This window comes from Pseudarthrobacter quantipunctorum (assembly GCF_045291495.1).
In the GTDB taxonomy this organism is placed as follows: Bacteria; Actinomycetota; Actinomycetes; order Actinomycetales; family Micrococcaceae; genus Arthrobacter; species Arthrobacter quantipunctorum.
Genome location: NZ_CP148033.1, coordinates 3,703,156 through 3,728,415, shown reverse-complemented (window position 1 = coordinate 3,728,415; position 25,260 = coordinate 3,703,156). Strand labels below are relative to the sequence as shown.

Annotated in this window: 24 protein-coding genes; 15 read left to right on the top strand and 9 right to left on the bottom strand. The window is 66.5% G+C overall.

Features of this window, described 5'->3' with window-relative positions; translation table 11 throughout:
- Positions 1-22: 22 nt before the first annotated feature.
- The 5 genes from ureE (at position 23) to WHH00_RS16970 (ending at position 3,944) form a co-directional block, all read left to right on the top strand.
- Complete coding sequence (gene ureE, locus WHH00_RS16990; RefSeq protein WP_406634611.1) at positions 23-502, top strand: urease accessory protein UreE; 480 nt, start codon at positions 23-25, stop codon at positions 500-502.
- Positions 503-688: 186 nt separating this feature from the next.
- A complete protein-coding gene (locus tag WHH00_RS16985; protein WP_406634609.1) occupies positions 689-1,357 on the top strand; it encodes an urease accessory protein UreF in 669 nt (222 codons plus the stop codon).
- Positions 1,358-1,399: 42 nt separating this feature from the next.
- The gene (gene ureG, locus WHH00_RS16980) at positions 1,400-2,017 is read left to right on the top strand and encodes an urease accessory protein UreG (RefSeq protein ID WP_231456130.1); all 618 of its coding nucleotides are present in this window, start codon (positions 1,400-1,402) and stop codon (positions 2,015-2,017) included.
- A gap of 41 nt (positions 2,018-2,058) precedes the next feature.
- Positions 2,059-2,889 carry an urease accessory protein UreD gene (locus WHH00_RS16975; RefSeq protein WP_406638653.1) on the top strand — a complete coding sequence of 277 codons (831 nt, stop codon included), beginning with the start codon at positions 2,059-2,061 and terminating at the stop codon, positions 2,887-2,889.
- On the top strand, positions 2,889-3,944 hold the full coding sequence (locus WHH00_RS16970; RefSeq protein ID WP_406634607.1) for a HoxN/HupN/NixA family nickel/cobalt transporter: 1,056 nt from the start codon (positions 2,889-2,891) through the stop codon (positions 3,942-3,944). Before WHH00_RS16975 ends, WHH00_RS16970 begins: the two co-directional genes overlap by 1 nt.
- Before the next feature lie 31 nt (positions 3,945-3,975).
- On the opposite strand, the gene WHH00_RS16965 is transcribed toward WHH00_RS16970, so the two are convergent.
- The 6 genes from WHH00_RS16965 to WHH00_RS16940 all read right to left on the bottom strand — a co-directional run bounded on the left by WHH00_RS16965 (position 3,976) and on the right by WHH00_RS16940 (position 11,031).
- Positions 3,976-4,431: a transferase gene (locus tag WHH00_RS16965; protein ID WP_406634605.1), complete on the bottom strand. Its 456-nt coding sequence runs from the start codon at positions 4,429-4,431 to the stop codon at positions 3,976-3,978.
- A gap of 97 nt (positions 4,432-4,528) precedes the next feature.
- Positions 4,529-6,829 (bottom strand): maltose alpha-D-glucosyltransferase, encoded by a 2,301-nt coding sequence (gene treS, locus WHH00_RS16960; RefSeq protein WP_406634603.1) that lies wholly within the window; start codon positions 6,827-6,829, stop codon positions 4,529-4,531.
- Positions 6,830-6,954: 125 nt separating this feature from the next.
- Positions 6,955-7,614, bottom strand: a complete 660-nt coding sequence (locus WHH00_RS16955) for a GntR family transcriptional regulator (protein WP_406634601.1) — start codon at positions 7,612-7,614, stop codon at positions 6,955-6,957.
- 113 nt (positions 7,615-7,727) lie between these two features.
- Positions 7,728-8,681 (bottom strand): transketolase family protein, encoded by a 954-nt coding sequence (locus WHH00_RS16950; protein ID WP_406638651.1) that lies wholly within the window; start codon positions 8,679-8,681, stop codon positions 7,728-7,730.
- A gap of 74 nt (positions 8,682-8,755) precedes the next feature.
- Positions 8,756-9,658, bottom strand: coding sequence for a transketolase (locus WHH00_RS16945; RefSeq protein ID WP_406634599.1), 903 nt, complete (start codon positions 9,656-9,658; stop codon positions 8,756-8,758).
- Between the two features lie 35 nt (positions 9,659-9,693).
- Positions 9,694-11,031, bottom strand: coding sequence for an MFS transporter (locus WHH00_RS16940; protein WP_406634597.1), 1,338 nt, complete (start codon positions 11,029-11,031; stop codon positions 9,694-9,696).
- A gap of 202 nt (positions 11,032-11,233) precedes the next feature.
- Here WHH00_RS16940 and WHH00_RS16935 point away from each other — a divergent pair, with 202 nt between their 5' ends.
- From WHH00_RS16935 to WHH00_RS16910, 6 genes are all read left to right on the top strand, one after another.
- Complete coding sequence (locus WHH00_RS16935; RefSeq protein WP_406638649.1) at positions 11,234-12,058, top strand: sugar phosphate isomerase/epimerase family protein; 825 nt, start codon at positions 11,234-11,236, stop codon at positions 12,056-12,058.
- Positions 12,059-12,148: 90 nt separating this feature from the next.
- Positions 12,149-12,922: an SDR family NAD(P)-dependent oxidoreductase gene (locus WHH00_RS16930; RefSeq protein ID WP_406634595.1), complete on the top strand. Its 774-nt coding sequence runs from the start codon at positions 12,149-12,151 to the stop codon at positions 12,920-12,922.
- A 53-nt stretch (positions 12,923-12,975) separates the two neighbouring features.
- Positions 12,976-14,724 carry a dihydroxyacetone kinase family protein gene (locus tag WHH00_RS16925; protein WP_406634593.1) on the top strand — a complete coding sequence of 583 codons (1,749 nt, stop codon included), beginning with the start codon at positions 12,976-12,978 and terminating at the stop codon, positions 14,722-14,724.
- A complete protein-coding gene (locus WHH00_RS16920; protein WP_406634591.1) occupies positions 14,721-15,212 on the top strand; it encodes a ribose-5-phosphate isomerase in 492 nt (163 codons plus the stop codon). Before WHH00_RS16925 ends, WHH00_RS16920 begins: the two co-directional genes overlap by 4 nt.
- 46 nt (positions 15,213-15,258) lie before the next feature.
- Positions 15,259-15,537 (top strand): hypothetical protein, encoded by a 279-nt coding sequence (locus tag WHH00_RS16915; RefSeq protein ID WP_406634589.1) that lies wholly within the window; start codon positions 15,259-15,261, stop codon positions 15,535-15,537.
- A 67-nt stretch (positions 15,538-15,604) separates the two neighbouring features.
- Positions 15,605-16,045, top strand: a complete 441-nt coding sequence (locus tag WHH00_RS16910) for an SRPBCC family protein (protein WP_231456143.1) — start codon at positions 15,605-15,607, stop codon at positions 16,043-16,045.
- Between the two features lie 59 nt (positions 16,046-16,104).
- On the opposite strand, the gene WHH00_RS16905 is transcribed toward WHH00_RS16910, so the two are convergent.
- The 3 genes from WHH00_RS16905 to WHH00_RS16895 form a co-directional block, all read right to left on the bottom strand.
- Positions 16,105-17,637 carry a carboxylesterase/lipase family protein gene (locus WHH00_RS16905; RefSeq protein WP_406634587.1) on the bottom strand — a complete coding sequence of 511 codons (1,533 nt, stop codon included), beginning with the start codon at positions 17,635-17,637 and terminating at the stop codon, positions 16,105-16,107.
- A 64-nt stretch (positions 17,638-17,701) separates the two neighbouring features.
- Complete coding sequence (locus WHH00_RS16900; RefSeq protein ID WP_406634585.1) at positions 17,702-17,992, bottom strand: hypothetical protein; 291 nt, start codon at positions 17,990-17,992, stop codon at positions 17,702-17,704.
- 84 nt (positions 17,993-18,076) lie between these two features.
- Complete coding sequence (locus tag WHH00_RS16895) at positions 18,077-19,354, bottom strand: glycoside hydrolase family 1 protein (protein ID WP_406634583.1); 1,278 nt, start codon at positions 19,352-19,354, stop codon at positions 18,077-18,079.
- A gap of 221 nt (positions 19,355-19,575) precedes the next feature.
- Here WHH00_RS16895 and WHH00_RS16890 point away from each other — a divergent pair, with 221 nt between their 5' ends.
- From WHH00_RS16890 to WHH00_RS16875, 4 genes are read left to right on the top strand one after another with little or no spacing between them, the layout of a single operon-like run.
- On the top strand, positions 19,576-21,132 hold the full coding sequence (locus WHH00_RS16890; protein ID WP_350001156.1) for an ABC transporter substrate-binding protein: 1,557 nt from the start codon (positions 19,576-19,578) through the stop codon (positions 21,130-21,132).
- Positions 21,133-21,187: 55 nt separating this feature from the next.
- Positions 21,188-22,141, top strand: coding sequence for an ABC transporter permease (locus tag WHH00_RS16885; protein WP_406634581.1), 954 nt, complete (start codon positions 21,188-21,190; stop codon positions 22,139-22,141).
- Positions 22,138-24,213 carry a dipeptide/oligopeptide/nickel ABC transporter permease/ATP-binding protein gene (locus WHH00_RS16880; RefSeq protein WP_406634579.1) on the top strand — a complete coding sequence of 692 codons (2,076 nt, stop codon included), beginning with the start codon at positions 22,138-22,140 and terminating at the stop codon, positions 24,211-24,213. The genes WHH00_RS16885 and WHH00_RS16880 overlap by 4 nt, the downstream gene beginning before the upstream one ends.
- The gene (locus WHH00_RS16875) at positions 24,210-25,220 is read left to right on the top strand and encodes an oligopeptide/dipeptide ABC transporter ATP-binding protein (protein WP_406634577.1); all 1,011 of its coding nucleotides are present in this window, start codon (positions 24,210-24,212) and stop codon (positions 25,218-25,220) included. Before WHH00_RS16880 ends, WHH00_RS16875 begins: the two co-directional genes overlap by 4 nt.
- Positions 25,221-25,260 lie beyond the last annotated feature (40 nt).

Below are 25,260 nucleotides of genomic sequence, written 5' to 3'. Positions count from 1 at the left end.
CTTCCAAGCCCTCGGAGACCTAGTGATCATCGAAAAAGTCCTCGGCAACCTGCACGAACTCCCGGACCCGGATACCTACGCCACCCTGCACCAGGAGAAAGTGGTGCTTCCCAGCGCCCAACTGGTCAAACGGATCCAACGCGCCACAACGGACCACGGCAAGGAAATCGGCATCCGGCTCCCGTCCGGCTCCGGCGACCTGCGCGACGGCGACATCCTGCACGTCGGGGACGCCAACATGATCGTGGTGTCCGTGCTGCCCACCGACGTCCTGGTGATTGCCCCGCGCACCATCCACGAGATGGGCGTCGTGGCACACTCCCTCGGCAACCGGCACCTGCAGGCCCAGTTCTTCGACGCATCGTCGGAATACGGAGCTGAAGTCATGGTGTGCGCCTACGACCACACCGTCGAGGACTACCTTCTCCACGTGGGTGTGCCCTACTCCCGGCAGGAACGCGTCATGCCCGTTCCTTTCCGCCATGCTGAGCACTCGCACTAAACCCCTCCCCGTTTCCCCGGCTTGGGACGCCGCGAGGGATATGGGGCCGTGCCCGTCCCCTGGCGCTCCCAATCCTCGCAAGCTCGGATCGGGGCCCTCGCGCCAGTGGGCCCCCCACGAGGCCCGCCACGCCGCGGCCCCATACCTGTCGCGTCGCTTGCATTTGTCACCTTGGGTGCGCCTTCAGTGAGCGGGTACCAGCTTGCACTGCAGCAGCTTGTCGATTCCGCTTTGCCTACTGGGGCTTTTGCGCACTCCCTTGGGTTTGAGACTTATGTCGACGCTGGTGTGGTCGCTGATGAGGCTGATTTCGGGGTGTGGCTCTCTGCTTTTATCTCGCAGTCGCTTACTTACTCCGACGGGCTGGCTATCCGGTTCCTGTACGAGGGGTGGGATGTTGGAGAACTGGATGAGCTGTTGTCCGCCTCGCTGCTGCCTCGGCAGGTCCGGGAGGCCAGCCTCAAGATGGGGGGCCGTTTGCTCGAAATTGGTGCGGAAGTGTATCCCTCGCCGGAGCTGGAACTGTACCGGGACCTGGTGGCCACCTGCCGGGCTGCGGGGCACCAGCCGCTGGCGTTCGCCGTCGTCGTCCGCTCCCTGGGGGTGCCGCTGCCGGAAGCGCTCGCCGCCTACCTTTTCGCCACCGTCACGTCCCTGACGCAGAACGCAGTCCGAGCCATCCCGCTCGGCCAGAACGCCGGGCAGCGGCTGCTTCGGCACGCGGCCGACGGCGTCGCTGCCGCCGTCGAACGGGTCTCCCACCTGACGGCGGACGACTTTGGGGCCGTCACCCCCGGACTGGAAATTTCGCAAATGCGGCACGAACGCCAACGTGCCCGGATGTTCATGAGCTGACTGTGCTTGCAAAAACTGTGCTTATAAATTCAGGAGGACAACATGACTGAACCTATCAAGATCGGCATCGGCGGGCCCGTGGGCGCAGGGAAGACCCAGCTCGTGGAGCGGCTCACCAGGCACATGAGCGGCGGGATCTCCATGGCCGCCATCACCAACGACATCTACACCATCGAGGACGCCAAAATCCTCGCCGCCAACGGCATCCTCCCCGTGGACCGCATCATCGGCGTCGAAACCGGCGGCTGCCCGCACACCGCCATCCGCGAGGACACGTCTATGAACACCGCCGCCATCGAGGAACTCAAAGCCCGCCACCCGGACCTGCAGGTCATCTTCGTTGAATCCGGCGGCGACAACCTCTCCGCCACCTTCAGCCCGGAACTCGTGGACTTCTCCATCTACATCATCGACGTGGCCCAGGGCGAAAAGATCCCCCGTAAAGCCGGCCAGGGCATGATCAAGTCCGACCTCTTCATCATCAACAAAACCGACCTCGCACCCCACGTCGGCGCCGACCTCAACGTCATGGAACGGGACTCGCGGGAATTCAGGGGCGCCAAGCCGTTCTGCTTCACCAACCTCAAGACCGACGAAGGGCTCGACAAGGTCATTGATTGGGTGAGGCGCGACGTCCTGATGCTCGACCTCGCGTCATGACCACGACGGCGGCCGCCGGACCCATTCACGGATTGGCACCTATGGGGGTGCTTGAGCTTCGGGTCGCCGTGCGTGGGCAGCGCTCAGTGGCCGCGCATCAGTACCATCAGGGCGCCCTACGGGTTTTGCGCCCGCACTATCTGGATGACTCGGGGCAGGTTTGTTATGTGGTCGTGAATCCTGGCGGGGCTTATCTTGGGGCTGATCTTTTTGTTCTTGATGTGGAGGTGCAGGACGGGGCTGACCTGCTGCTGACAACCCAGTCCGCTACGAAGATTTACCGGACTCCGGGGTCCTTTGCCGAGCAGCGGATGACTCTTCGGTTGGGGGAGGGGACCCGGCTGGACCTGATGCCGGACCAGCTCATCGCCTACCGGGAGGCCAGCTACCGGCAGCACACGCACATCACTGTACGGCCGTCGTCGTCCCTGGTCATGGCTGAAGTGGTGACTCCGGGATGGTCGCCGGACGGGGCCGCTTTCCGGTACGAGGAGGTCCGGCTGCGCAACGAAATCCGTGTTGAAGGCCCTGGCGGAACCCGGCTCCTGGCCCTCGATAATCTCCTGATCAGGCCGCCGGCCGGGGATGTCACGGGAATGGGATTCATGGAGGGCTTCAGCCACGTGGGCTCGCTGCTGGTGGTGGATCCCCGGGTGGACCAGGCACTCGCCGACGACCTGCACGCACTGACCCTGGACCACGATGCCCGCGCAGGCGTTTCCCTGGCCCGCACGGTCTCGGGAACCACCGGGCTGGTACTGCGCGCCCTCTCCAACAGCACCGGCGAACTGAACTGCCTGCTCAATGCCTGCGCCAACCTCCTCCGAAAGCGGTGGCACGGGCAGGAACCGCTGAACCTGAGGAAACACTGATGACAGCCCTCACGAACATCACCACGCTGTACCGCCGGCGGGAATCACTGCCGCTGCGGACCCGCCTGCTGTTCACCTTCGGTGCCGTGGCTGCCCTGCACGCGGCCGCCGTCGTCATCCTGCTGGCCGGCAACGCCGCAGGCTCCGGTGCGGAGCCGCTCATGTGGGGGCTCGTGCTCACGGCCTACCTGGCCGGCGTCAAGCACAGCTACGACTGGGACCACCTCGCCGCGATAGACAACTCGACGCGCAAGTTCGTGGCGCAGCACCAGGACCCCGTGAGCGTGGGCTTCGCCTTCAGCCTCGGGCACAGTTCGGTGGTGACGCTGGCGGGGATCCTGGTGATTGCAGGAGCCGGTTTGGTGGGCCAGTTCATGCAGGACGGGACCACGGGCAACCTGGTGCTTGGCCTGATTGGAAGCGGGGTTTCGGGGCTGTTCCTGCTGGCCATGGGCCTGTTCAACGGCTCGGCCTTCGCCCGTTCAGCGCGGGCCTACCGCCGGGCCCGTGCCGGGGCGGCGGTGGACCCCAGCGACCTTGAGCCCCAGGGACTGATGGCGCGGCTGCTGGCCCGGCCGCTGTCCAAGGTGCGGCGGCCCCGGAACATCTACGTGATCGGATTCCTGTTCGGGCTGGGCTTCGATACGGCCACCACCATCGGGCTGCTGATGATGACGACGGCGGCATCGCTGGCGGGAGTGCCGCCGTTCGCGCTGCTCGCCCTGCCGCTGGCGTTCACAGCGGCGATGACCCTCTGCGATTCCTTGAACGGGGTGGCCATGATGCGGATGTACCGTTCCGCGCTCGACGACCCGCAGCGGCGACTGGGCTTTAGTGCCCTGGTCACCGGCATCTCGGCGGTGTCGGCCCTGCTCATCGCGGCAATCACGCTGGGCGGGTTCGCCAATGCCGCCTTCGCGCTGGAGGATCCCCTGACGGTATGGCTGGGATCAATAGACCTGGGCGACGCCGGCCTGCTGCTGGTGGCACTGCTGCTGGCAGTGTGGGGAGCGGCAGGAGTGAAGGGGCGCCTGGCGGGCAGCCACAGGCACTGAGCTGGCATAGCGCATAAGAGGGCGGCGCGGCTCAGGCGGCCACCCGGCCCCTGGTCTGCTGGCGCTGCCTGCCCTTCCCCTGGGCCCGACGCGGCGCGCGCTTCCCGACGGCGAGGACCTCCCCGCCGTCGGGAATTGCGGAGTCTGCGTGGACCTGGACCCCGTGCTCGATCAGGACCCCGGAGCCGATCCGCGAATGGCTGCCGATGTTCGCGCGGTTTCCAACCACCGTTCCCCGGCCGATGCGTACGCCGTCGCCAATAATGGCACGCTCGCCGATCGTGGCATCGCGGTCAATCCAGCTGCCGTGGCCGATCCGGCACCCGGAACCCACCTTTGCGCCCGGCTCCACATACGTCATGGGTCCGATGCGGGTACTTTCCGGGACGGAGGCCCCGGGGGCAACGAGCCCGCCGCCGTTGGCATGCCGGACGTACCGGGTGACCTTCCCGGCATCGTCCTCCACTGAAACAAACTTCGCGTTCATTCAATCCCTCGTTAACCGGAGCGGCCCTTCGGCCGCACATTGGGTTAACGGTTCACAACTCAAAGGGATTCCCGAACGGCGCCGGGCGGCCCTTCCGCTACGGCAAGGCCTCCCCGTGCTGGGCGCCTTCTTCCTGGTCAGGGGCGGCATCTTCCTCGGTCAGCTGCAGGACGGTGCCCTGGTAGGCGGGCAGTTCGAGGAAGAAGCTGTGCAGGTCATCCACCTGGCCAACGGCATCGCCGGTGAACAGATCGTGGACGGCAGCCCCGGGGACCAAGTGGCTGGACTGGATGCTGCCCGAAATATCCTGGTCGGAGAAGTTCAGCACGGTAACCCCCAGTGCGCCGTTGTCCAGCCGGACGACCATGACCAGCAGGCCGCGGTTGGACACGTCCGGCACGTCGAGCAGGGCGCCGGTGGCTATGCCGCTTTCTTCGCGGACAGCCAGGATCCGCTGGAGCCGCCGGGCGAACGAGGACGAGTTCTGCAGCTGCTCGGGGAGCGGGCCGTACAGGCTGCGCGCCCGGGGCATGCCTGCGGAGGAGGTCTGCGCGTCAGGGCTGGTGCCCATGATGTCGTGGGCGCCGCGGTTGATCCAGCGGGTGTCGCCCTGGGCGGTGAGTTCGGCAACGCTCTTGCGGTCCAGTGCCATGATGCCGGCGAGGTCCCAGCCGGAGAGGGCGAAGACCCCGGGCTGGAGGGCGTTGTACATGGCCAGGAGGATGTGGACATCCAGGATCCGGGCCTCTTCTTCGGGAGTGACCGCCTCGGGGTCCCGGATGCCCAGCGCGGCCATGATGAAGCTGACCGACGTGCAGGCGATCCCGTTGGTGGTGAACAGCGCGTTGTACGGTGCGTTCTCGCCGGTCAGGCGCTCCCGCATGGTCTGCTGGACCTGTTCGGCCACCTGCGCGCCTGTAAGTTCCTGGCCGTTGAGCTCGAACACGTCGTCCCGGTGCCCGGCGGCAAAGTGCATCAGCTCGTAGGTGAGTTCGTCGTGGTTCTGCAGGGCGTGGACCAGTGACGCCTGGTCGACGCCGATGTCCATGGACAGCTTGAGCGTCAGCCGCAGGAACTCGGTGTCCGCGGTAACAAGTGCGTAGTGGTACGCGGGCCGCGTGATGAAGTCATAGGAAAGGTCGGGGCCCGCTTCCGAGGTCGCCTTGATGTCGTCGATGGTCAGGTTCAGCTCCTGGAAGGAGAACCCGCCCACCTTGCGGATCATGGACCCGATGAGCTGGTTGGCGGCCTCGGAGAGCGGATGCCCCTCGGACCAGCCCGGCTGCTCCTCCGCGCTCTTTTCCACGCCGAGGAACCCGTTCGCGTCGAGCCTGAGCGCACCGGTGCCAAGGTCAACCAGGGAGTGCAGTGCGTCGCCGACCACCAGGCGCATCCCGGCAAAAGTGGGATCCAGCCAGTTGATGGAGGGCTGGCCTGCCTTGAAGTAGTGGAGGTAGACCCAGCGGCGGGTTTTCCCTGCGGTGTCAACGATCGCCCGGGTTGCGCTCCAGTTCGTCTCCTTGACGCCGGGCTCGTAGAAGATGACCCGCTGCAGCCGCCCGATGATGTATCCGGCTTTCTGCAGGGCCTGTTCGGAGTCGGGGCTCAGGTTTACCGAGTCCTGCCCTTCGGGGACATCCGGCAGCAGGTGCCAGTCCTCCTCCGGGATGTCGATCATGTGGTAGATCCCCGGGTAGTCCCGGAAGTTCATTTCGGCAAGGCGGAAGTCGGCGCCCTTTCCGGTGTGCCCGGGAACAATGTCATCGATGATCGTGCCGCCGTGGTCTGCGGCCACCTGGCACATCGAGCGGAACTCGTCCTCCGTGCCAAACACCGGATCGATCGCCATGCTGATCCGGTCAAAGTGCCCGTCCACGCTGGGGGTCTGGGACCAGCCGCTGATGCCGCCGGCCAGTTTGACCGGGCCCGTGTGGATGGCCCTGATCCCTATTTCGCTGAACGCTTCCCACATTGCCGGATCGCCCAGGGCGGAGAGGAAGGACTGGCTGGACCTGGTGATGAAGGACAAGGGATAGGCGGTGAACCATACTGGTGCACGCTCAACCGCAGCCCGGGGGTTGGGATGCGCGTAGGAGTTCTGCCACATGCTGGCCTGCCCTGAGAGCTGCCGGGCAAGCGTGTTGGCGTCTCCCAGCATGGCCTGGTTCCGCAGCCACTCAACGTAGGCCGCATTCCGCCCGTCGAATTCGAAGGACGGCCTGGTGGCAAAATACTGGCGACGCCGCGCAGTGGGCCTCAGCGCCTTGGGCCGGGCCGGATAGAACTGCTCGTCGAAATTGACGTCCGGGTCCACTGAGGGTTCAGCAGCTGCTTCCTCGTTTTCGCCGGCAACGGTCTCCGCTTCAAAAACTCCGTCGCTGGTCTTCGGTTCCCGCATTGAGTCCTCTTTCTACAGTTGGTCCCGCGGTCCCAAGGCGTAATGCCCGGCCACCCGGCTCTTAGTCCAACGTACCCGGGGGCAGCCGGACTATTCGCGCGAATTACGAAACTACCAAGTAGAAACTAAGACACAAGGTTCGCCGCGGCCGTGTCCATGTGCTCCAGGATGGTCTTGCGGGCCAGGGTGGCGTCGCCCGTGTCGATGGCGGCCATGATTTCCCGGTGGCGGTCCACGCTCATGTTGCTGACTCCCTTTTCCAGCCCCGCGAACATGATGGACATCCGGATGGACCCTTCAAGGGACTCCCACGAGTGGAGGAGTGTCTCGTTCCCGGTCAGCCTGCACAGGGTGCGGTGGAATTCAAGATCGGACTCGATCCGTTCCTCCAGCGTCCCGTTGGCAGCTGCTGCCATTGCGTCTATGGCTTTGTGCAGGGATTCGGTGACATGCTGCCGTTCGGGCAGTTCGCACAGTGTGCGGGCAGCGAGTGACTCCAGGGCTGCGCGCACCGCGTAGATGTCCCGGATTTCCTTCTCGTCCAGGTGCCGGACTGAAAGCCGGCCGCGCGGCCCGGCGGCGAGCAGGCCCTCCTGTTCCAGCTGGCGGAGGGCCTCACGAAGCGTGCCCCGGCTGATCTGGAGCATGTCCGAGAGTTCGGTTTCCACCAGATGCCTGCCGGGCTCCAGCTCCCCGCTGGTGATCGCGGTCCTCAGCGCTGCGAGGGCCTGCTCCCGCAGGCTCCGCTTTTGCAGTCCCAGCAGCGGTGCTGTCACTCCGGCCATCGTTTTGTCCTCAATGTTGGAAGTCGACTGTTTACAGTCGGCGTAGTTTCGATAGTACGGCAGAAGCACGGCCCCGGCCGTAACCGGTGCCGTGCTTCCTTGCGCCCCTGGTATCAGCCGAGCTCGGCCAGCACCTTGGCGACGATCCGGTCTACGGCCAGGCCGTAGCGGTCATGCAGGGTGGGCAGCGCCCCGGCATCGAGGAACTGGTCCGGCAGGGCCACGGGGACCACGCGCTTGCCCACGCCGGCGGTGACGACGGCGGAGGCGACCGTTTCGAACAGGCCGCCCACCACAGAGTGGTTTTCCAGCGTCACGGCGAGCCGGTCGGTGTTGATTTCCGCCAGGACGGTGGCGGCGTCGAACGGCTTGATGGTGGGGGTGTGCACGACGGCGACATCCACGTTGTGTGCCGCCAGCGCCTTGGCTGCCTGCAACGCCCGCATGGTCATCAGGCCGGACGAGATGAACACGACGTCGTTGCCGCCGCGCAGCACCTTGGCCTTGCCCAGCTCAAACGTGTAGCCGTACTCATCCAGGACCGTGGGCACGTTCCCCCGCAGCAGGCGCAGGTAGGTGGGACCCTCGCTTGCAGCCAGTTGCGGGACGGCCTGTTCGATGTCCACCGAGTCGCAGGGGTCCACGATGGTCAGGTTGGGCATGCCGCGGAAGATCGCCATGTCCTCGGTGGCCTGGTGGCTGGGCCCGTACCCGGTGGTCAGGCCTGGCAGGCCACCCACGATGTTCACGTTCAGGTTCGGTTCCGCGGCGTCCAGGCACAGGAAGTCGTACGCCCGGCGGGCGGCGAATACGGAGTAGGTGGACGCGAACGGCACCAGCCCGGTCTCGGCCAGGCCGGCGGCTGCGCCGAAGAGCAGCTGCTCCGCCATGCCCATCTGGAAGAACCGCTCCGGGAACGCCTTGGCGAAGATGTGCATGTCCGTGTACTTGCCCAGGTCAGCGGTCAGGCCCACAATTTTGTCGTTTTCCTGGGCGGCCTTGACCAGGGCGTGCCCGAACGGGGCGGATGCCGTCTTCTGGCCCGGGTCGGCGAAGGACGCGATCATCGCCGAGGTCTTCAGCTTCGGCTTTGCGGCTGTCGACGTGGCTGCAGGTGCCGGCGCGCCCGTGGTGGTGGTGCTCACTTGGTGTCTCCTTCAGTGGCTTTGTAGCCGGCGGTCAGCTGCTCCCGGCAGATCTGCCATTCGTGTTCATCGATGCGCATGAAGTGCGCCTTTTCGCGGTTTTCCAGCAGCGGAACGCCGCGGCCCACCTTGGTGTCGCACAGGATCACCGAGGGACGTCCGACGCCGGCGGCCTGGGCGGCCGCGTTGTCGAACGCCGCCAGCAGCGCGCCGACGTCGTTCCCGTCCACCCGCTGCGTGTACCAGCCGAACGATTCCCACTTTTCGGTGACCGGCTCGGTGCGGAGCACGGTGTCCGTCTTGCCGTCCGCCTGGAGTGCGTTGATGTCCACCATTGCGGTGAGGTTGCCCAGCTGGTGGTGGTGGGCGCCCATGGCCGCCTCCCACGTGGAGCCTTCATCCAGTTCGCCGTCGGACAGGAAGTTGAACACCCTCGCCTCTGAGCCCTGGTACCGCAGGCCAAGGGCCATGCCGACGGCGATGGTCAGGCCGTGGCCCAGGGAGCCGCCGGAGATCTCCATGCCGGGCGTGTAGGTGGACATTCCGGACATCGGCAGACGTGAATCGTCCGAGCCGTAGGTCTCCAGCTCCTCCACCGGGACGATCCCGGCTTCGGCAAGTGCCGCGTAGTGGCCGATTGCGTAGTGGCCTGTGGAGAGCAGGAACCGGTCCCGCGCCTCCCAGTGCGGGTCATCGGCGCGGAAGCGGAGCTGGTCACCGTAGACCGTGGCCAGCATGTCCGCCGCGCCCAGGGCCTGGCCCACATAGCCCTGGCCCTGGACCTCGCCCATGTTCAGGGCGTGGTGCCTGATCCGGTACGCGGCGCTGCTGATCTTTGCGAACCGTTCCTGCGTCACCCCGTTCCGGACGGTGTATTGCTGGGCGGTATCCGTTGGCATTGCTTGCTCCGTGGTTGTCTCGTGGGTGGCGGTCATTAGACGCTCACCGTGTTCGGGGTGCTTTTGGTGGCTTCCTCAGCCAGCTGGCGTTCGCGCTTGCCCCAGGTTTCCCGGGTGACCGCGGCGGCCCAGAGGCCGATTGCCGCGTAGAAGCTGAAGAGGAGTGCGGGGCCCATCCAGCCCAGGGCGACGAACAGCAGGGTGGTGACGAAGGGCGTGAAGCCGGAGACCATGGCCGAGATCTGGTAGGCCAGGGAGGCTCCGGAGGAGCGGGTCTTGGCCTGGAACAGTTCGGGGAACCATGGGCCCTGGGCGCCGGCAAGGGAGTTCTGGCAGACGGCGTAGGAGATGACGATCGTGGCGATGACGAAGATGAACATGCCGGTGTTGACCAGCAGGAACATCGGGATGCCGAACAGGGCAGCGAAAGCGCAGGACCAGACGTACAGTGGCCGGCGGCCGATGCGGTCCGTGAGGCGGGCCCACGCCATGGTGGCGAAGATGCCGATGAAGGATGCGATGCAGAGGGCGACGAGGGTTTCGGTCTTGTCTGCGAGCTGCTGCGTGTGCAGGTAGGAAATCATGTACGTGATTGACACGGCGTAGCCGGCAGTCTCGGCAATGCGCAGGCCTATGCCGCGGACGATGCTGCGCCAGTCGGTCTTGATGACCTCGATGATGGGCGACTTCACAATGGAGCCGCTCTCCTTGACCTCATCGAAGACGGGGGACTCAGGAACCTTGGACCGGATGATCAGGCCGACGGCGACGAGCACGATGCTTGCGAGGAACGGGACGCGCCAGGCGAGCTCGCCGCCGAGGTTCACGCTGACCAGGAAGACGAGGTTGGCCAGCAGGAGGCCCACCGGGAAGCCGGCCTGCACAATACCCGTGTACTTGCCCTTGGACTTCCACGGGGCATGTTCATAGCTCATCAGGATGGCACCGCCCCATTCAGCACCGAAGGCCAGGCCCTGGACGATGCGTACAAACACCAGCAGTGCCGGTGCCAGCAGGCCAACCTGTTCGTAGGTAGGGAGCAAGCCGATGAGGAACGTGGCCACACCCATCAGGATCAGGGAGGCAACCAGGACGGGCTTGCGGCCCACCTTGTCACCCAGGTGGCCGCCGATGACGCCGCCGATGGGGCGGGCCGCGAAGCCAACGCCGAGGGTGGCGAAGGCGGCCAGGGTGCCCGTGACGGGGTCACCGGTGGGGAAGAACGCAGTCCCGAAGTACAGCGCAGCGGCGGTGCCGAAGCCGATGAAGTCATAGGTCTCAATAACAGCGCCGACACCTGAGCCGATGGCGACGCGCTTGGCGTCCTTGGTGCCATGCACATGCCCGCGCATTTTCAGAGCTTCATTGCTCATGGTGGTTCCCTTTCGAAAAGCGGCTGGATCGGATCCCCGCTGTCGACTGTTAACAAAATGATAGCTCCAGTGTGACCCAGGCCATGCCTACTGTCAACAGTCAACTTCGGGAGTTGACTGTTGACAGTTAACTGGAATAGTGTGGCCCCCATCACTAGTCCTGGGCGTTGCCCAAGGCTTGGCACGAACAAGAGGATCAATGATGTTCCATTCGCGGCTCGGGTGCTCGTCCATCAGCTTCCGGCACCAGGAACTGGCTCCGGCCCTGCGCACCATGAAGGACCTGGGCTTCGAGGAAATCGACCTGGGCGCCCTTCCCGGGGTGTGCGACCACGTGCCGTACAGCCTGGATCCTGAAGCGGTGGCCGCCGTCGCCGCTGAAGTTTCGGCGTCGGGCCTTCGCGTGCGCTCAGTGAACGGGGACATCGGGGACCTTAACGCAGTGCTCGACGCCGATGCCCGGTCAGCACGGACCCAGCACCTTGATGCCCTGCTGGCCTTGGCCGCGGAAACCGGCGCCAGGGCGCTGGTCCTTCCTTGCGGCGCCCTGGACCACACCCCCGTCCGAGGCCTCGACGAGGACCTGGACACCATCGCGGGCCAGCTGGTCAACGCCAGTGAACGCGCTGCCGGCTTCGGCGTTGAACTCTGGACTGAATCCCTGCACTTCCTGCGGTTCTGCTGGAACCTCGAGCGTGCAGGACTGCTGGCTGACCGGCTGGCGGGATCCGGCGTCGGAATCGTCATGGACTTCAGCCACATCACGGCGGCCGGCGAGGACGTCCACGCCTACCTAGACCGGCACCAGGGACGCATCAGCCACGTTCACCTCCGCGACGCCGTCCCGGGAAACATCAACCTCAGCATCGGCAATGGCGCAGCCGACTTCGCAGTCGGGCTCAAGCGGCTGGCTGCAGAGGGCTACGCGGGGCACTTCTCGCTCGAGCTCGAAACCCGGGACGTCACCCACGACGAGCGCCCCGCGGCGGCCGCCAAGGCCGCCAGCTTTATTACTGACCTCATCTGACCGTCGACTGTTCCGTACCTGCCGTTTTGAACGTCCAGAACGACATCTACGGAGCAATCGATCCATCCAAAGAAAACCCAAGGAGCAATCATGACCACCATCCAGCGCACCGCCGTCCTCACCGGGGCCACCTCGGACCGGGGGATCGGCATCACCACCGCCCGCCGCTACGCCAGCCAGGGCTGGGCTGTTGTCATCCTGGACCTCGACGGCGAGAAGTCGGCCAAGGTCGCCGCCGAGATCGGCAATGAATTCAACGTTCCCGCCTTCGGCCACGAGATCGACGTCGCCAACGAAGCGTCTGTGACCGCCGCGCAGGCCGCCGTGGCAGCCGAAGTCACGGCCGGCAACCTGCCGCCGGTGGGCGCCCTGGCCAACATCGCCGGCATCACCTCGCCGGTTCCGTTCCTGGAAACCACCCTTGAGCTCTGGCACAAGGTCATGGACGTCAACGCCACCGGCACCTACCTGGTCACCAAGGCGTTCCTTCCGGACATGATCGGCAACGGCTGGGGCCGCATCGTCAACATGTCATCGGTCTCCGCCCAGCGCGGCGGCGGCGTGTTCGGCAAGGTTCCGTACTCGGCTGCCAAGGCGGCCATCCTCGGCTTCACCAAGGCGCTTGCGCGCGAGCTGGGTGCCACCGGCGTCACGGTCAACGCCATTACCCCGGGCGCCGTGGACACCAACATCCGCGTTGGCAGCACCGAAGAACAGGAAGCCGCCATCAACGCCGGCATCCCGCTGGGCCGCAACGCCACCACAGAGGAAGTCGCCGCCGTGATCACCTTCCTGTCGTCCGAGGACTCTGCCTACCTCACGGGCACCACTGTGGACATCAACGGCGGAAGCCACATGCACTAGCAGTCCACCGGAAACCACCTCCACCCGGACGACCGCACGCCAGAGAGCCCACCATGACAAGAATTTTCAATGACCCCTCAGATTTCGCCGAGGAGGCCCTGGCGGGCTTTTGCGACGTCCACTCGGACCTGGTGCGCCAGGTCCCGGGCGGCGCGGTGCGGCGCTTCCGCCCTGCGCAGCCCAAGGTGGCCGTCCTTGCCGGTGGCGGGTCAGGGCATTACCCGGCTTTTGCCGGCCTCATCGGAACAGGATTTGCCGACGGCGCCGTGGTGGGCAATATCTTCACCTCCCCCTCGGCGCAGCAGGCGTACGCCGTGGCCAAGGCAGCAGAGTCCGGAGCCGGCGTCGTCTTCACCTACGGGAACTACGCCGGGGACGTGATGAACTTCGCCATGGCCAGCGAACGCCTGGCTGCAGAGGGCATAGCCGTGGAGAACGTCCTGGTGACGGACGACATCGCCAGCGCGCCGCCGTCGGAATCAGCCAAGCGCCGCGGCATCGCCGGCGACTTCGCCGTCTTCAAGGTCATGGGGGCCGCCGCCGAGCGCGGCGACAGCCTGGCCGACGTCGTCCGCCTGGGCCGCAAGGCCAACAACCTCACCCGCAGTATCGGCAGCGCCTTTGCGGGCTGCACGTTCCCCGGCGCGGATTCACCGCTGTTCTCCCTGCCCGACGGGCAGATGGGGCTTGGCCTGGGGATCCACGGCGAACCCGGACTTTTCGATACGGACCTGCCGCCGGCAAAGGCGCTGGGTGAAGAGCTTGTGGCCCGCCTGCTGGCAGAAACCCCGCCCAACGCAGGCGGGCGGATCGCCGTCATCCTCAACGGGCTGGGGTCTACAAAACACGAGGAACTCTTCGTTCTCTGGGGCGCCGTGGCCCCGCTGCTCCGGGCCGCCGGATACACCCCGGTGATGCCGGAAGTCGGAGAACTCGTCACCAGCCTGGACATGGCCGGGGTTTCGCTCACTGTCACCTGGCTGGATGGGGAGCTGGAACCGTTGTGGCTCGCCCCGGCCGAAACGCCAGCCTACCGACGCGGCAACACCGTCCGGGAAACCGGAGCGGCGGCGGAGCAGGGAACGTCCGACGCCGACGCAACTTCCGCCCCGTTCGTGGCCACCGGCGCCTCCCGGGACTACGCCACCGCGTGCCTCGCCGCGCTGGAGGCCACGCAGTCCGTGCTGCACGACGCCGAGGAGCGGCTCGGCAGAATGGACGCGATTGCCGGCGACGGCGACCACGGACGCGGCATGGTGCGCGGGATTGACGCTGCCATGGCAGCTGCTTCCGCAGCCTGTGGGCACGGAGCCGGTGCCGGCGATGTGCTGGCGGCCGCCGGTGATGCCTGGGCCGATAAGGCAGGCGGGACCTCCGGCGTCCTCTGGGGAGCCGGCCTGCGGGCCTTCGGCGAAGCTGTGGGCAACAGCTCCGCGCCGGAACCTGAACAGCTGGCAGCGGCCGTAATGGCCTTCGCGGACCGGATCGTGCAGCTCGGGAAAGCCGAGGCGGGCGACAAGACCATGGTGGATGCATTGCTGCCGTTCGCGTCCGCCTTTGCCGGCCTGGTGGCAGCGGGTGCGGAACCGGGCCGGGCGTGGGAGGACGCCGCCCGCGACGCCACGGCAGCAGCCCAAGCCACGTCCGGCCTCATGCCCCTCAAGGGCCGGGCCCGCCCGCTGGCCGAAAAGAGCCTGGGCACACCGGACCCCGGCGCAACCTCGCTGGCCATGATCTTCACCGTCATGGGCCCGCACCTCACCGCCGCCGCATCCCGGGAATCCGTTGGAGTGCGGCAATGAACACTGAAGGAAGAACCATGGGACTGAGACTCGTTGTTGGTGCAGACGAGGCGGGAGTCGATTACAAGGACAAGGTCCTTGAGGACCTCCGGCAGGACCCCCGGGTCAGCGAAGTGACCGATATTGGGGTCAACCGTTCCGACGCTCCGGATGACTTCACCAGGCCGTACCCGTATGTGGGTATCGCGGCCGGAGAAATGATCAGGGACGGTGCCGCGGACCGGGCCATCCTCTTTTGCGGCACCGGCATCGGTGTGGCCATCGCCGCGAACAAGGTGGAGGGAATCAGGGCCACCGCGGCGCACGACTCCTTTTCCGTGGAACGCTCCGTCCTGTCCAACGACTGCCAGGTCCTGACGATGGGCCAGCGCGTGGTGGGCATCGAACTCGCGCGCCGGCTCGTCCGGGAATGGATCGGCTACACCTTTGACCCTGCCTCCGCATCCGCGGGAAAGGTCAAGGTCCTGACGGACTTCGAAGCCTGCTAAGCCCTGTGCTTCTGCCAAGGCCTGTCCAGCTGCAGGAAGGATCACGATGGAGACTTACCGGTTCAGGGACTGGAGCCGCCTGATTGGCATTCCGGTGGAGGTCCGGAAGGACTATGAGCACGTCCGGTCAGGCGTGGTGGACGATGCCATGGAGGATTCTTCAGCCCTGTGGCTCGCCGCGGACGCTTCCGGAGGCCGGGCGCTTTTTGCAGCTGCCGAGGGCTACGAGGTGTGGATCCGGCCCCGGGAGCTGGAAGGAAGGCTGTGTTACAAGATGGCCGCTGCCCTGCGGCCAATTCCTGCCGGGGCCACAGGCCGGATCTAGCCACGAGTGGGCGTGTCCATATGCCCAAGGGCTGTGATTCGGGGAGGCCTGTTCCTACACTGGGGTGATGATCACAGTCACCGGAAGTGTGGAAACCAAACTGTCCGCAGAGAAGGCCTTTGCCTTCCTGAGCGCGTTCGAGAACACCAGCGAGTGGGACCCCAACACCCCGGTCATGGATAAACTGACGCCCGGTCCGGTCGCCGTGGGGCACCGGTACCACGCCGAGTCCGAATTCCGGGGCAAGCGCCAGTCGCTTGAATATGAGGTCATTGAGCTCACCGAGAACCACATCAAGCTCCGCGGCCACAATAAAACGGTCACGGCCTTCGACTCGATCGACGTCAGCCCCAGCGGCACCGGTTCAGAGGTGAAGTACACGGCCGAGTTCAGCATCAACGGCCCGGCCAAGATCATCCAGCCACTCCTCAAGCCTGCGTTCATGTCCTTGCGGGACCCCGCACTGAACGGAATCCGGGACACGCTCAACTCGCTGGCAGCTGCCTGAGCCAACGCACGGCAATCCAACCCCGGGCCGCCACACCAGCGGCCCTTCGGGATGGCGGCTCAGCGGGCAGCGGCAGCGAACAACTCCCGAAGCTCCCGCCGGGGATCGTCCTCTACCCGGAGCTCCTGGTCCAGGATCGCCGTGGCCCGCAACGGTCCATACTCCGGCCATTCCAGTCCGGGAAGCCGGGGAATTCCGGCCTCCGCGAAGGACGCCCACGCACCGCTCATGGCCACGCTCAGGGAGGCAGGCGCGTTGCCGCGGGTGAGGAAGGCTGCCTGCGGAGTCTCCACGTGCCGGAAGACGAACGGGATGTCCAGTGCGTGGCAGGCCCCCAGCTTTCCGCCCATGGCCGGGCTGCGCCAGGTGAAAAGGTAGGAGAAGTTCCGGCCCTCGGATCCGCTCCGCGCGTCGAGGAGCCTGTTGCTTGGCTGCCGGTACACGGAATCGGCAATGGCGGCCTCCAGCAGCTGCCTGCCGCTCGGTTCGGCGTCCAGGACCTGCTTGAGGGCGGCCGCGTAGCACGGGGTCTGCCCCGGCTGGAGGCCGCCGGTACTGGCCAGCACGGCCGCGGCCCTGTCCGGGAAGCCGGGGTCTCCAGGTGCAGGTGGCCGCATTTCAACTGCGAAGGAGCCCTCATTGAGGTTCGTTCCGAGCAGCAGGTCCACCCCTGTGTTGAGCCCGCCGCGCACCGCGTCCAGGGGAGGCCGCGGAAGCGAAGGGGTTCCGGCAGCGGGCTGGAATGGTAGGGGGACCGCGAACGTCGCGGCCGCCGTCCGCTGCACCAGTTGCTCCTGGGCTTCCAGGATCCGTTCAACGGGCAGGGCAAGGATCTCCCCGGCCCGGTCGCTGTCCAGGCCGCACAATTCCAGGAACTCCGCACACACGCGGGCGGACTCCTGCGGGGTGCGGCAGCGTTCCGCGGTGCCGCTCTGCATGATGGCGCGCCTGAAAAGGCCGGCCGACGACGGCATGCCCAGGAGGGTGCCGACGGCCGCCGCCCCGGCCGACTCCCCGAACACGGTGACGTTGCCGGGGTCGCCGCCGAAAGCTCCGATGTTGCCCTGCACCCACCGCAGCGCTTCCAGCAGGTCCAGGAGGCCAAGGTTTGAGGAGTCCTCATAACCGGCGCCCAGCACATCCGCCAGATGCAGGAAGCCCAGGGCGCCCAGCCGGTAATTGACCGTGACCACCACGGTGCCCGTCGCAGCGGCGAGGCCGCCGCCGTCGTACATCGCGTCACTGTTGGAGCCGGAAAGGTAGGCGCCGCCATGAACCCACACCATCACCGGCCGGGCCGTGCCCGTGGTGCCGGGGGTCCAGATGTTCAGGTTGAGGCAGTCCTGCTCGCTCCACGTCCGCGGTTCCTGGCCGGGCGGGGCCGGGGATTCGGGGTTCTGCGGCGCGGCCGGACCGGGTGCCGTGCAGTCACACACCCCCTGCCATGGAGCTGCGGGCACCGGCGGGCGGAAGCGCCGGGATCCTGTCGGCGGCCCGGCGTACGGTATTCCCAGGAAACGGTGGACGGTTGCTTCTTCGATTGCCACCGTGGTTCCGCGGACTGTTCCCGTGCGTGGGTGGGCGTCTGTCATGGTTGACACCTTAGGTCTTTCCCGGTGGGCGTGCGGTTGAGGGGCGAAACTGCCCCGCATTCCGCTACGTGGATGGGTATGGGCCCCGCGAGTCACTGTGCGCCTGGACCAGGGGGGAACTGCTTAACGGTGCCCTGGCGGGCACGCCCGCGTCAGCGCAATGTTCGTTGACCGCCTGGGCCAGCGCGTCACGCTCCCTGGCGGGAAGCCCTGCCAGTCCGGCACAGTAGTCCCTGATTTCCTGCTCCGAGGCGTCGCCGCCCAGGACCAGGTGGTCCAGCCAGAGCCTGCCCGCGTCCAGCCCATGCTGAAGTATCACCGCACCGGTCAGGGCCTGCTGGTCCACGCTGTCCATCGTCCGTCCGTCCCCTCGGGATAGTTCTCCTCCCAAGGGTTTCGGAGCGGCGACGGCTGCTGGATGGGTGGGTTGGGGTGGTGGTCAGGCCGGTTGGGCTGCCGGCTCCCGCACTGACTGGGCGGAAAGTTCCCGTGACCGGCCGCCAAGCCAGCGTGCACTCTCTTTGGGGGTGCGTTCCTGGGTTTCCCGGTCCACGGCGATGAGCCCGAACTTCGGACCGTAGCCGAAGACCCATTCGTAATTGTCGAACGCGGTCCAGGCGATGTAGCCGTGCACCTCGATGCCGTCCGCAATGCAGGAGGCAACGCCGTCGACAGCTGCCTTCAGGTACGCCACGCGCTGCGTGTCATCCTCGGTGGCCAGGCCGTTCTCGGTGACGATCACGGGGATGCCGGCGATCCGGTGTGCCTCCCGGATGGTTGCCTCGAGGGCCTGCGGGTAGATTTCCTCGCCCATCTGGTTGGTTTCCGCGCCTTCCGGCGCCGGCACGTGGCCGTTCGGGCCGTAGACCGTGCGGCCGTAGGTCTGGATCCCCACGAAGTCGTCGCCCCGGGAGGCCTCCAGGAAGCGCTCGTTGACGTCGCGGCGCACCTGGTCAGCAAGTTCCTGGCCCCCCTCGATGGACTGGATGTCGGAGTTCGCGAGCGTCCAGCCCACGGGAAGATCGGGGCGGCGGGCCTTGATGGCAGCGGTGGCGGCACGGTGCGCCGCCACCTTCACGTCGAATCCTGCCTCCGTGGAGGAGAACTGGAACGGGGCAATGGTGGAGGCGTCCACGCCCAGGCGATCCGCGGCTGCGGCCCACACCGGCACGGAGCCGCGGTTTTCCGGGGCGACGCCGCCAATGCCGAATGACTCGAGCAGCCAGGGCAGGTTTGGTTCGTTCAGGGTGCAGGCGACGCCGATGAGGTCACCCAGGTGCTCCATCACCCGGTCGCAATACCTGGCAAAGAGCCCGGCCGTCCGGGAGCCTTCCCAGCCGCCGAGGGCCAGCAGCCAGCGCGGGGACGTGAAGTGGTGGAACGTGACCACCGGGACGAGGCCGTGCTCATGGCAGGCCTTCAGCATGCGGCGGTAGTGGTCCAGCTCGGCTGTGGAGAAGAGTCCTTCTTCCGGCTCGATGCGTGCCCATTCGACGGAGAATCGGTAGCTGGTGAACCCCAGGCTCGCGATCAGCGCGATGTCCTCGCGGTAGCGGTGGTAGTGGTCCACCGCATCTCCGGACGGTTCGGAGAACATGCTGCCGGGGAGGTGCTCCAGGAACCAGGTGTCGCTGTTGACGTTGTTTCCCTCCACCTGGTGGCCGGCGCTGGCGACGCCCCAGAGGAAGTCCTGCGGGAATGGTGATGCCGTGGTCATGTGGTTCCTTTCGGGTCAGCGCCGACGAACAGCGCACGGGCCTCTCTGCCCTGGCTTCCAATCCTTTCCCGTGAGGTGACCGGGGCCACAATACCTTTTCAATCAATGACATTCTCATGTGAGTGCCAAGTACGCCCGGCCGATGCTTGTGAAGAGCCGGCGAGCAGCCAGCCCCCCACAGTTCTTCTCCGATGTCACATCAGAATGCAAAGGCGCACTACATGAAACTCCTGAACTCCACTGCCCGTGCGAGCTCCGCCGTTCTGGCCGGCGCGCTCCTGCTGGGATCATTGACCGCCTGCGGCGGCGGCTCCAGCCAGGCCACTGCCAAAGTGGATACCAGCACCCTGACCCTCGCCATCGACAGCGACTCGGCCTCGTTCGGCTTCGACCCGCTGCGCGTCTCGGCTGCCCAGCGGCAGTTCTTTGAGGGCCTCTACGAAAGCCTGATGGCTTTGCAGCCGGACGGCTCCGCAGGTCCGGGCCTGGCCAAGGAGTTCAGCTACAACGCAGACAACACGGTCCTGACGCTCACCCTCAAGGACGATGTGACCTTCACGGACGGCTCAAAGCTCGACGCCGAGCTGGTCAAGGCGAACCTGGACCGCCGGTCTGACCCCGCATTGAGCGCGTACTCGGCGGTGGCCAAGGGCGGCGCCCAGGAAATCACCTCCGTTGACGTGGTCAGCCCCACCCAGGTGGCCCTGACCTTCGCCAAGCCCCAGCCGGGATTCGAGAAGAACCTGGCATCCACCACCGGCATGATCGTGGGCAAGAACGGCGTCACCGACTCCGCCAGCCTCGCCGCGACCCCGGCAGGCTCCGGCCCCTACACGCTGGATCCCTCCACCGTGAAGGGCAACAAATACGTCCTGGTGAAGAAGGCGGACAGCCCGGAAGCCTCCAGGTACGCCTTCGACAAGGTCATCTTCAGCGTGGTCCAGGACCCCCAGGCGCGGGCAAACGCGCTGGTGTCCGGCCAGGCGGATGTGGCCATGCTGACCTCCTCAACAGTCGACTTCGCCAAGTCCAAGGGCGTAGGTGTGTCCCAGATCGGCGGCACGGTCAACACCATGATCTCCTTTGACAAGATCGGCAAGACCGCCCCGGCGTTCGCGGAGGAGAAGGTCCGCCAGGCGATCCAATACGCCATCAACCGCCAGGCCCTGGTGGATGCGCTGCACAAGGGTGACATCCCCGCCTGGAACGCCCTGCCCAAGGACTCCGCCGGCTTCACCAAGGACCTCGAAACCTCATTCGCCTACAACCCGGAAAAGGCCAAGAGCCTGCTGGCCGAGGCCGGCTACCCGGACGGCTTCGACTTCACCATCATCGCCAGCGCCCAGACCCAGACGGACCTGCAGGCAGTCCAGAAGGACCTCGCCGCCGTCGGAATCACCATGAACGTGAAGATGGCCTCCTCCACCGACGAAGCCTTCGCCGCCGTCGCCACAACCCCGCTGGGCTACGCGCCGCTGAACTGGGATAACCCCGTTGGCGTCATGTACGGAGCAGTCCTCAACGGCTTCACCAACGTCCAGAAGGCCACCGACGAGCAGCTTAGTGCCGCCACCGGGGAACTGGCTGCCGCCAAGGACGACGCCACCGTCAAGGCCGCGGCCACCAAGCTGAACACCCGCCTGGTGGAATCCGGTTGGATGATCCCGCTTTATGAAGCACTGACCAACCAGGGCTACAACACCAAGAAGGTGGCCCCGGTGGAGTTCGCCGGCACCAACGCCTACCCGCTCCTCTCGTCCTACACACCGGCCAGCTAATTCCCGCTCCCGCCGGGCGGGCTCGCACAAGAGTCCGCCCGGCGGGGCCTGACCGATGGAGGTCACCATGGCACTATTCATCACCAAGCGCCTGTTGATGGCGGTGGCCACCGTGCTGGTGGTTGCGGTGCTGGCATTCATGCTGGTGCACGCAATGCCTGGCAGCCCGGGAGCCGTATCCCTCGGTGCCGGCGCCACCCAGGAAGCAATTGACGAGGTCAACCAGCGGCTCGGCTGGAACGATCCACTAGTGGTCCAGTTCTTCAGCTGGCTCGGCGCGGCAGTCCAGGGCGACTTCGGAATCTCCCTCATTGACGGACGGTCGGTCAGTGCAGATTTGGCGAGCAGGCTTCCGGTCACGGCGTCCCTGGCTGCCGGAGCAACGCTGCTCAGTGCTGTTCTTGGGATTGGACTGGGCGTCACCGCGGCTGTCCGCGGCGGCATGGTGGACCGCATCATCGGCGGCGTCTGCGGCATGGCCGTGGCCCTCCCGGCCTTCTGGATCGGCATCATCTTTGTCTACCTCCTGGCGGTCCAGTCCTCCGTTTTTCCGGCCACCGGCTATGTTCCGTTCGAGGCCTCGCCACAGGACTGGGCACTGTCACTGGCACTGCCCGTGATCACCCTGGCCGTGGGCGGGGCGGCCTTCATCGCCCGCCAGACCAGGGCCTCCATGCTCGAGGCGTTGCAGCAGGAACACATCCGGACCCTCCGGGCCACGGCCACCCCCACCTGGAAGATCCTGTACGTCCACGCCCTGCGCTATGCCAGCCTTCCGATCGTGGCCGGCATTGCGCTGCAGTTCATCCAGCTTTTTGGCGGCTCCGTCATCGCCGAGCAGCTGTTCGCCATGCCCGGCCTGGGCCAGGCCGTCCAGAACTCCGTCAGCACCCATGACGCCCCGTCCGTGCAGGGCGTGGTGGTGATCGCCACCGTGGTGGTGGTCGCTGTGAATCTGGTGCTGGAACTCGCCACCAAGTTCCTCGACCCGAAGTTGCGTGCCTCATGATCCCCAACGTTGCCCCCGCACCCGCAGATTCAGCGGAGCCGACGGCGGCTGCCGTCCCGCCCAGGGCCCCCCGCCAAAGCGCGGCGAAGAAATTCGCCGGCGGCAAGCTGTTCGCCTCACCGGCAAGCGTCGCCGGGGTCCTCTGGCTTGCCGCCCTGGTGGCCGCCTCCCTGACCGCACCGCTCTGGCTGCCCTACAAGACCGAGGACCAGGACTTCACCGCTATCCTGTCCGGACCCACCGCAGCCCACTGGCTCGGGACCGATGAACTGGGCCGCGACCTCCTCAGCCGCATCTTCGCGTCGGCCGCCGGCACGCTGGGAACGTCCATGATCACGGTGATTGTCGCCGTCGGACTCGGCACCCTCCTGGCCATGCTGGCGGCAGCCGCCGGTGACCGCGTGGAAACTGTCATCAGCCGCGTCACCGAAATCATGATGTCCCTGCCCGGTACGGTCATCATCCTGGCCGTTATCGGTGCCGTGGGAACCAACATCCCCCTGATCATGGCTATCCTCGGCGTGCTGATCTCCGCGGGCATGTACCGGGTCGTGCTGGGCCAGGCGAAGTCCCTCCAGTCCCAGCTCTACGTGGACGCAGCCAAGGTGGACGGTGCCAGCACGCTGGGCATCAGCCTCCGGCACGTCCTGCCCGGCCTGACGAACACCATCGTGGTGCAGAGCGCCCTGATCTTCGCCGTCGGCATGCTCATCCAGGCCGGCCTTGCGTTCATCGGCTTCGGCCCGCCCATTCCCGAACCCAGCTGGGGCGGCATGATCCAGGGCGCCTCCCAGAACGTCTACAACGCCCCGTGGCTCATGGTTCCCACCGGTGCCGTGCTGGCGCTGACGGTCCTCGCGGCCAATGCGATTGGCAACGCCCTCGGCAAGGCACCCAACGCCACCGCCTCACACTTGCCCTCGGCTGCGGCACGGCGACAGCGCGCCAAAGCGGTTGCCGCGAATGCTGCGGCTGCTCCGGCTGCGAAAGATGCACCAAAAGACACGCTCAGCGTCCGCAACCTCTCCGTCGGCGTTGACTCCATCGGTGCGGGCAACGGGGTCCGCCTGGTCACGGACGTCTCCTTCGACGTCGAACCCGGAACCGTGCTGGGCCTTGTTGGGGAATCAGGCTGTGGAAAGACCATGACCGCGCTGTCCCTGCTGGGGCTGCTGCCGTCCGGAGTTTCCGTGACCGGCGGCCAGATCCTCTGGAACGGCAGGAACCTGGCTGCTGCAACGGACAAGGACATGGAAAGCGTCCGTGGACGCGAGGTGGCGCTGATCTCGCAGGAACCCATGCGCGCCCTGGACCCGATGTTCACCGTGGGCTACCAGCTGACCGCCGCCATCCGGCGCCTCCGCGGAATGGGCAGGGCCGAGGCGAGAGCCGAAGCCCTTGCCCTGCTGGAGAAGGTGGGCATCGTGGACGCCGCGCGCATCCTGAAGACCTACCCGCACCAGATCAGCGGCGGCATGGCCCAGCGCGTGGCCATTGCCCTGGCGCTGTCCGGCCGGCCCCGGCTGCTTGTTGCGGACGAGCCCACCACAGCGCTGGACGTCACTGTCCAGGCCGAGATCCTTTCCCTGCTGCGCGGCCTGGTGAAGGACACCGGAATGTCCGTGGTGATGGTGACCCACGACCTCGGCGTGGTGGCCGACCTCTGCGACCAGGTGGCCGTGATGTACGCCGGCGAGGTGGTGGAGAACGGCCGGACGGACAGCATCCTGGACAACCCGCGGCACCCCTACACCCTGGCCCTGCTGGCGGCGGACCCGCATGCCAACCACGCCTCGGACATGCCCGAGCGACTGGCAACCATCAGCGGCCAGGTTCCCCAGCCCAAGGACTGGCCAAGCACCTGCCGGTTCGCCGCCCGCTGCCAGTTCGCCGGCTCCGCGTGCACGGTGCCCGTCCCGCTGCTTCCGTCCGGCACCGGGGACGGGTTGGTGCGCTGCGTCAAGGCGGACGAGCTCGCCGTCGAGGGCCTGGACTGGCTGGCCACGGACGTGCCCAGCCACCACGTCCTGAACCTCGTTGAAGCCAAGACAGCCGAAAAGGACCACGCATGAGCACCGCAACCTCAGTCCGCCCTGAAGCACCAGTGCCGGCCGCCGCCCAGCCCCTGCTGGATGTGAAGGACCTGGTGGTCCGCTACGGCCGCGGACGCAAGGCAGCCGCGGCGCCCGCCGCCGTCGACCGCGTCAGCTTCAGCATCGCGCCCGGGGAAACCGTGGGCCTGGTGGGGGAGTCCGGCTCGGGCAAATCCACCATCGGCAAGGCGATCCTGGGGCTGCAGAAAGTCTCAGGCGGGACCATCACCTATGAGGGCACGGACATCACGTCCGCCGGCGCCGCCCAGCGCAGGGCCCTGGGCGGGGAACTGCGGGCCGTCTTTCAGGACCCCAATTCCTCGCTGAATCCGCGGAACACCGTGGGCTCTTCGCTGGCAGAACCGCTACGGCTCCGGGGCGTGGGCGCTGCCGACGCCCGGCAACGCGCGGAGGACATGCTGGAACGCGTGGGGCTTCCGCGTGATGCCGTGGACCGGTACCCCAGCCAGTTCTCCGGCGGCCAGCGCCAGCGCATCTCCGTGGCGCGGGCCCTCATCTGCGACCCCAAACTCGTGGTCTGCGACGAGGCCGTCAGCGCACTGGACCTCTCCACCCAGGCGCAGGTGCTGAACCTCCTGGCCGATCTGCGCGACGAACGGGGGCTGGGCTACCTGTTCATTGCCCACGACATCGCCGTGGTCCAGTTCCTGGCCCAGCGCGTCGTCGTCCTCTACCGCGGGCAAGTGATGGAAAGCGGACCTGCCGCTGCCGTCACCGAAAACCCCAAGCACCCCTTCACGCAGGCGCTCGTCGCAGCGTCACCCGTGCCGCGGCCTGCCGAACAGGCTGCACGCCGCGAAGCCCGGGAGTCGCTCGGTGTCCGCACGGGAGCAGCCGCCGTGCCAGCGCCCGGCGGCTGCCCCTTCCGGCTCCGCTGCCCGCTGGCCACGGACCTCTGCGCGGCTGAACGCCCCGCCCTCCGCACGGTGGGCGGATCCGCCGTCGCCTGCCACTACGCCACCTGATTCCCGGCGCAGGCACCCAGGCTTCCCTGCGCCAACGCTG

Excerpts from the sequence above, each read along its gene's own strand:
- WHH00_RS16950 (WP_406638651.1), bottom strand. The coding sequence starts at position 8,681 with ATGATCGCGTCCTTCGCCGACCCGGGCCAGAAGACGGCATCCGCCCCG.
- WHH00_RS16940 (WP_406634597.1), bottom strand. The coding sequence starts at position 11,031 with ATGAGCAATGAAGCTCTGAAAATGCGCGGGCATGTGCATGGCACCAAG.
- WHH00_RS16955 (WP_406634601.1), bottom strand. The coding sequence starts at position 7,614 with ATGGCCGGAGTGACAGCACCGCTGCTGGGACTGCAAAAGCGGAGCCTG.
- ureG (WP_231456130.1), top strand. The coding sequence starts at position 1,400 with ATGACTGAACCTATCAAGATCGGCATCGGCGGGCCCGTGGGCGCAGGG.
- WHH00_RS16930 (WP_406634595.1), top strand. The coding sequence starts at position 12,149 with ATGACCACCATCCAGCGCACCGCCGTCCTCACCGGGGCCACCTCGGAC.
- WHH00_RS16905 (WP_406634587.1), bottom strand. The coding sequence starts at position 17,637 with ATGACAGACGCCCACCCACGCACGGGAACAGTCCGCGGAACCACGGTG.
- WHH00_RS16910 (WP_231456143.1), top strand. The coding sequence starts at position 15,605 with ATGATCACAGTCACCGGAAGTGTGGAAACCAAACTGTCCGCAGAGAAG.
- WHH00_RS16895 (WP_406634583.1), bottom strand. The coding sequence starts at position 19,354 with ATGACCACGGCATCACCATTCCCGCAGGACTTCCTCTGGGGCGTCGCC.
- WHH00_RS16965 (WP_406634605.1), bottom strand. The coding sequence starts at position 4,431 with ATGAACGCGAAGTTTGTTTCAGTGGAGGACGATGCCGGGAAGGTCACC.
- WHH00_RS16890 (WP_350001156.1), top strand. The coding sequence starts at position 19,576 with ATGAAACTCCTGAACTCCACTGCCCGTGCGAGCTCCGCCGTTCTGGCC.
- WHH00_RS16975 (WP_406638653.1), top strand. The coding sequence starts at position 2,059 with ATGGGGGTGCTTGAGCTTCGGGTCGCCGTGCGTGGGCAGCGCTCAGTG.
- WHH00_RS16970 (WP_406634607.1), top strand. The coding sequence starts at position 2,889 with ATGACAGCCCTCACGAACATCACCACGCTGTACCGCCGGCGGGAATCA.
- treS (WP_406634603.1), bottom strand. The coding sequence starts at position 6,829 with ATGCGGGAACCGAAGACCAGCGACGGAGTTTTTGAAGCGGAGACCGTT.
- WHH00_RS16915 (WP_406634589.1), top strand. The coding sequence starts at position 15,259 with ATGGAGACTTACCGGTTCAGGGACTGGAGCCGCCTGATTGGCATTCCG.
- WHH00_RS16920 (WP_406634591.1), top strand. The coding sequence starts at position 14,721 with ATGAACACTGAAGGAAGAACCATGGGACTGAGACTCGTTGTTGGTGCA.
- WHH00_RS16945 (WP_406634599.1), bottom strand. The coding sequence starts at position 9,658 with ATGCCAACGGATACCGCCCAGCAATACACCGTCCGGAACGGGGTGACG.
- WHH00_RS16885 (WP_406634581.1), top strand. The coding sequence starts at position 21,188 with ATGGAGGTCACCATGGCACTATTCATCACCAAGCGCCTGTTGATGGCG.
- WHH00_RS16900 (WP_406634585.1), bottom strand. The coding sequence starts at position 17,992 with ATGGACAGCGTGGACCAGCAGGCCCTGACCGGTGCGGTGATACTTCAG.
- WHH00_RS16875 (WP_406634577.1), top strand. The coding sequence starts at position 24,210 with ATGAGCACCGCAACCTCAGTCCGCCCTGAAGCACCAGTGCCGGCCGCC.
- WHH00_RS16925 (WP_406634593.1), top strand. The coding sequence starts at position 12,976 with ATGACAAGAATTTTCAATGACCCCTCAGATTTCGCCGAGGAGGCCCTG.
- WHH00_RS16935 (WP_406638649.1), top strand. The coding sequence starts at position 11,234 with ATGTTCCATTCGCGGCTCGGGTGCTCGTCCATCAGCTTCCGGCACCAG.
- WHH00_RS16880 (WP_406634579.1), top strand. The coding sequence starts at position 22,138 with ATGATCCCCAACGTTGCCCCCGCACCCGCAGATTCAGCGGAGCCGACG.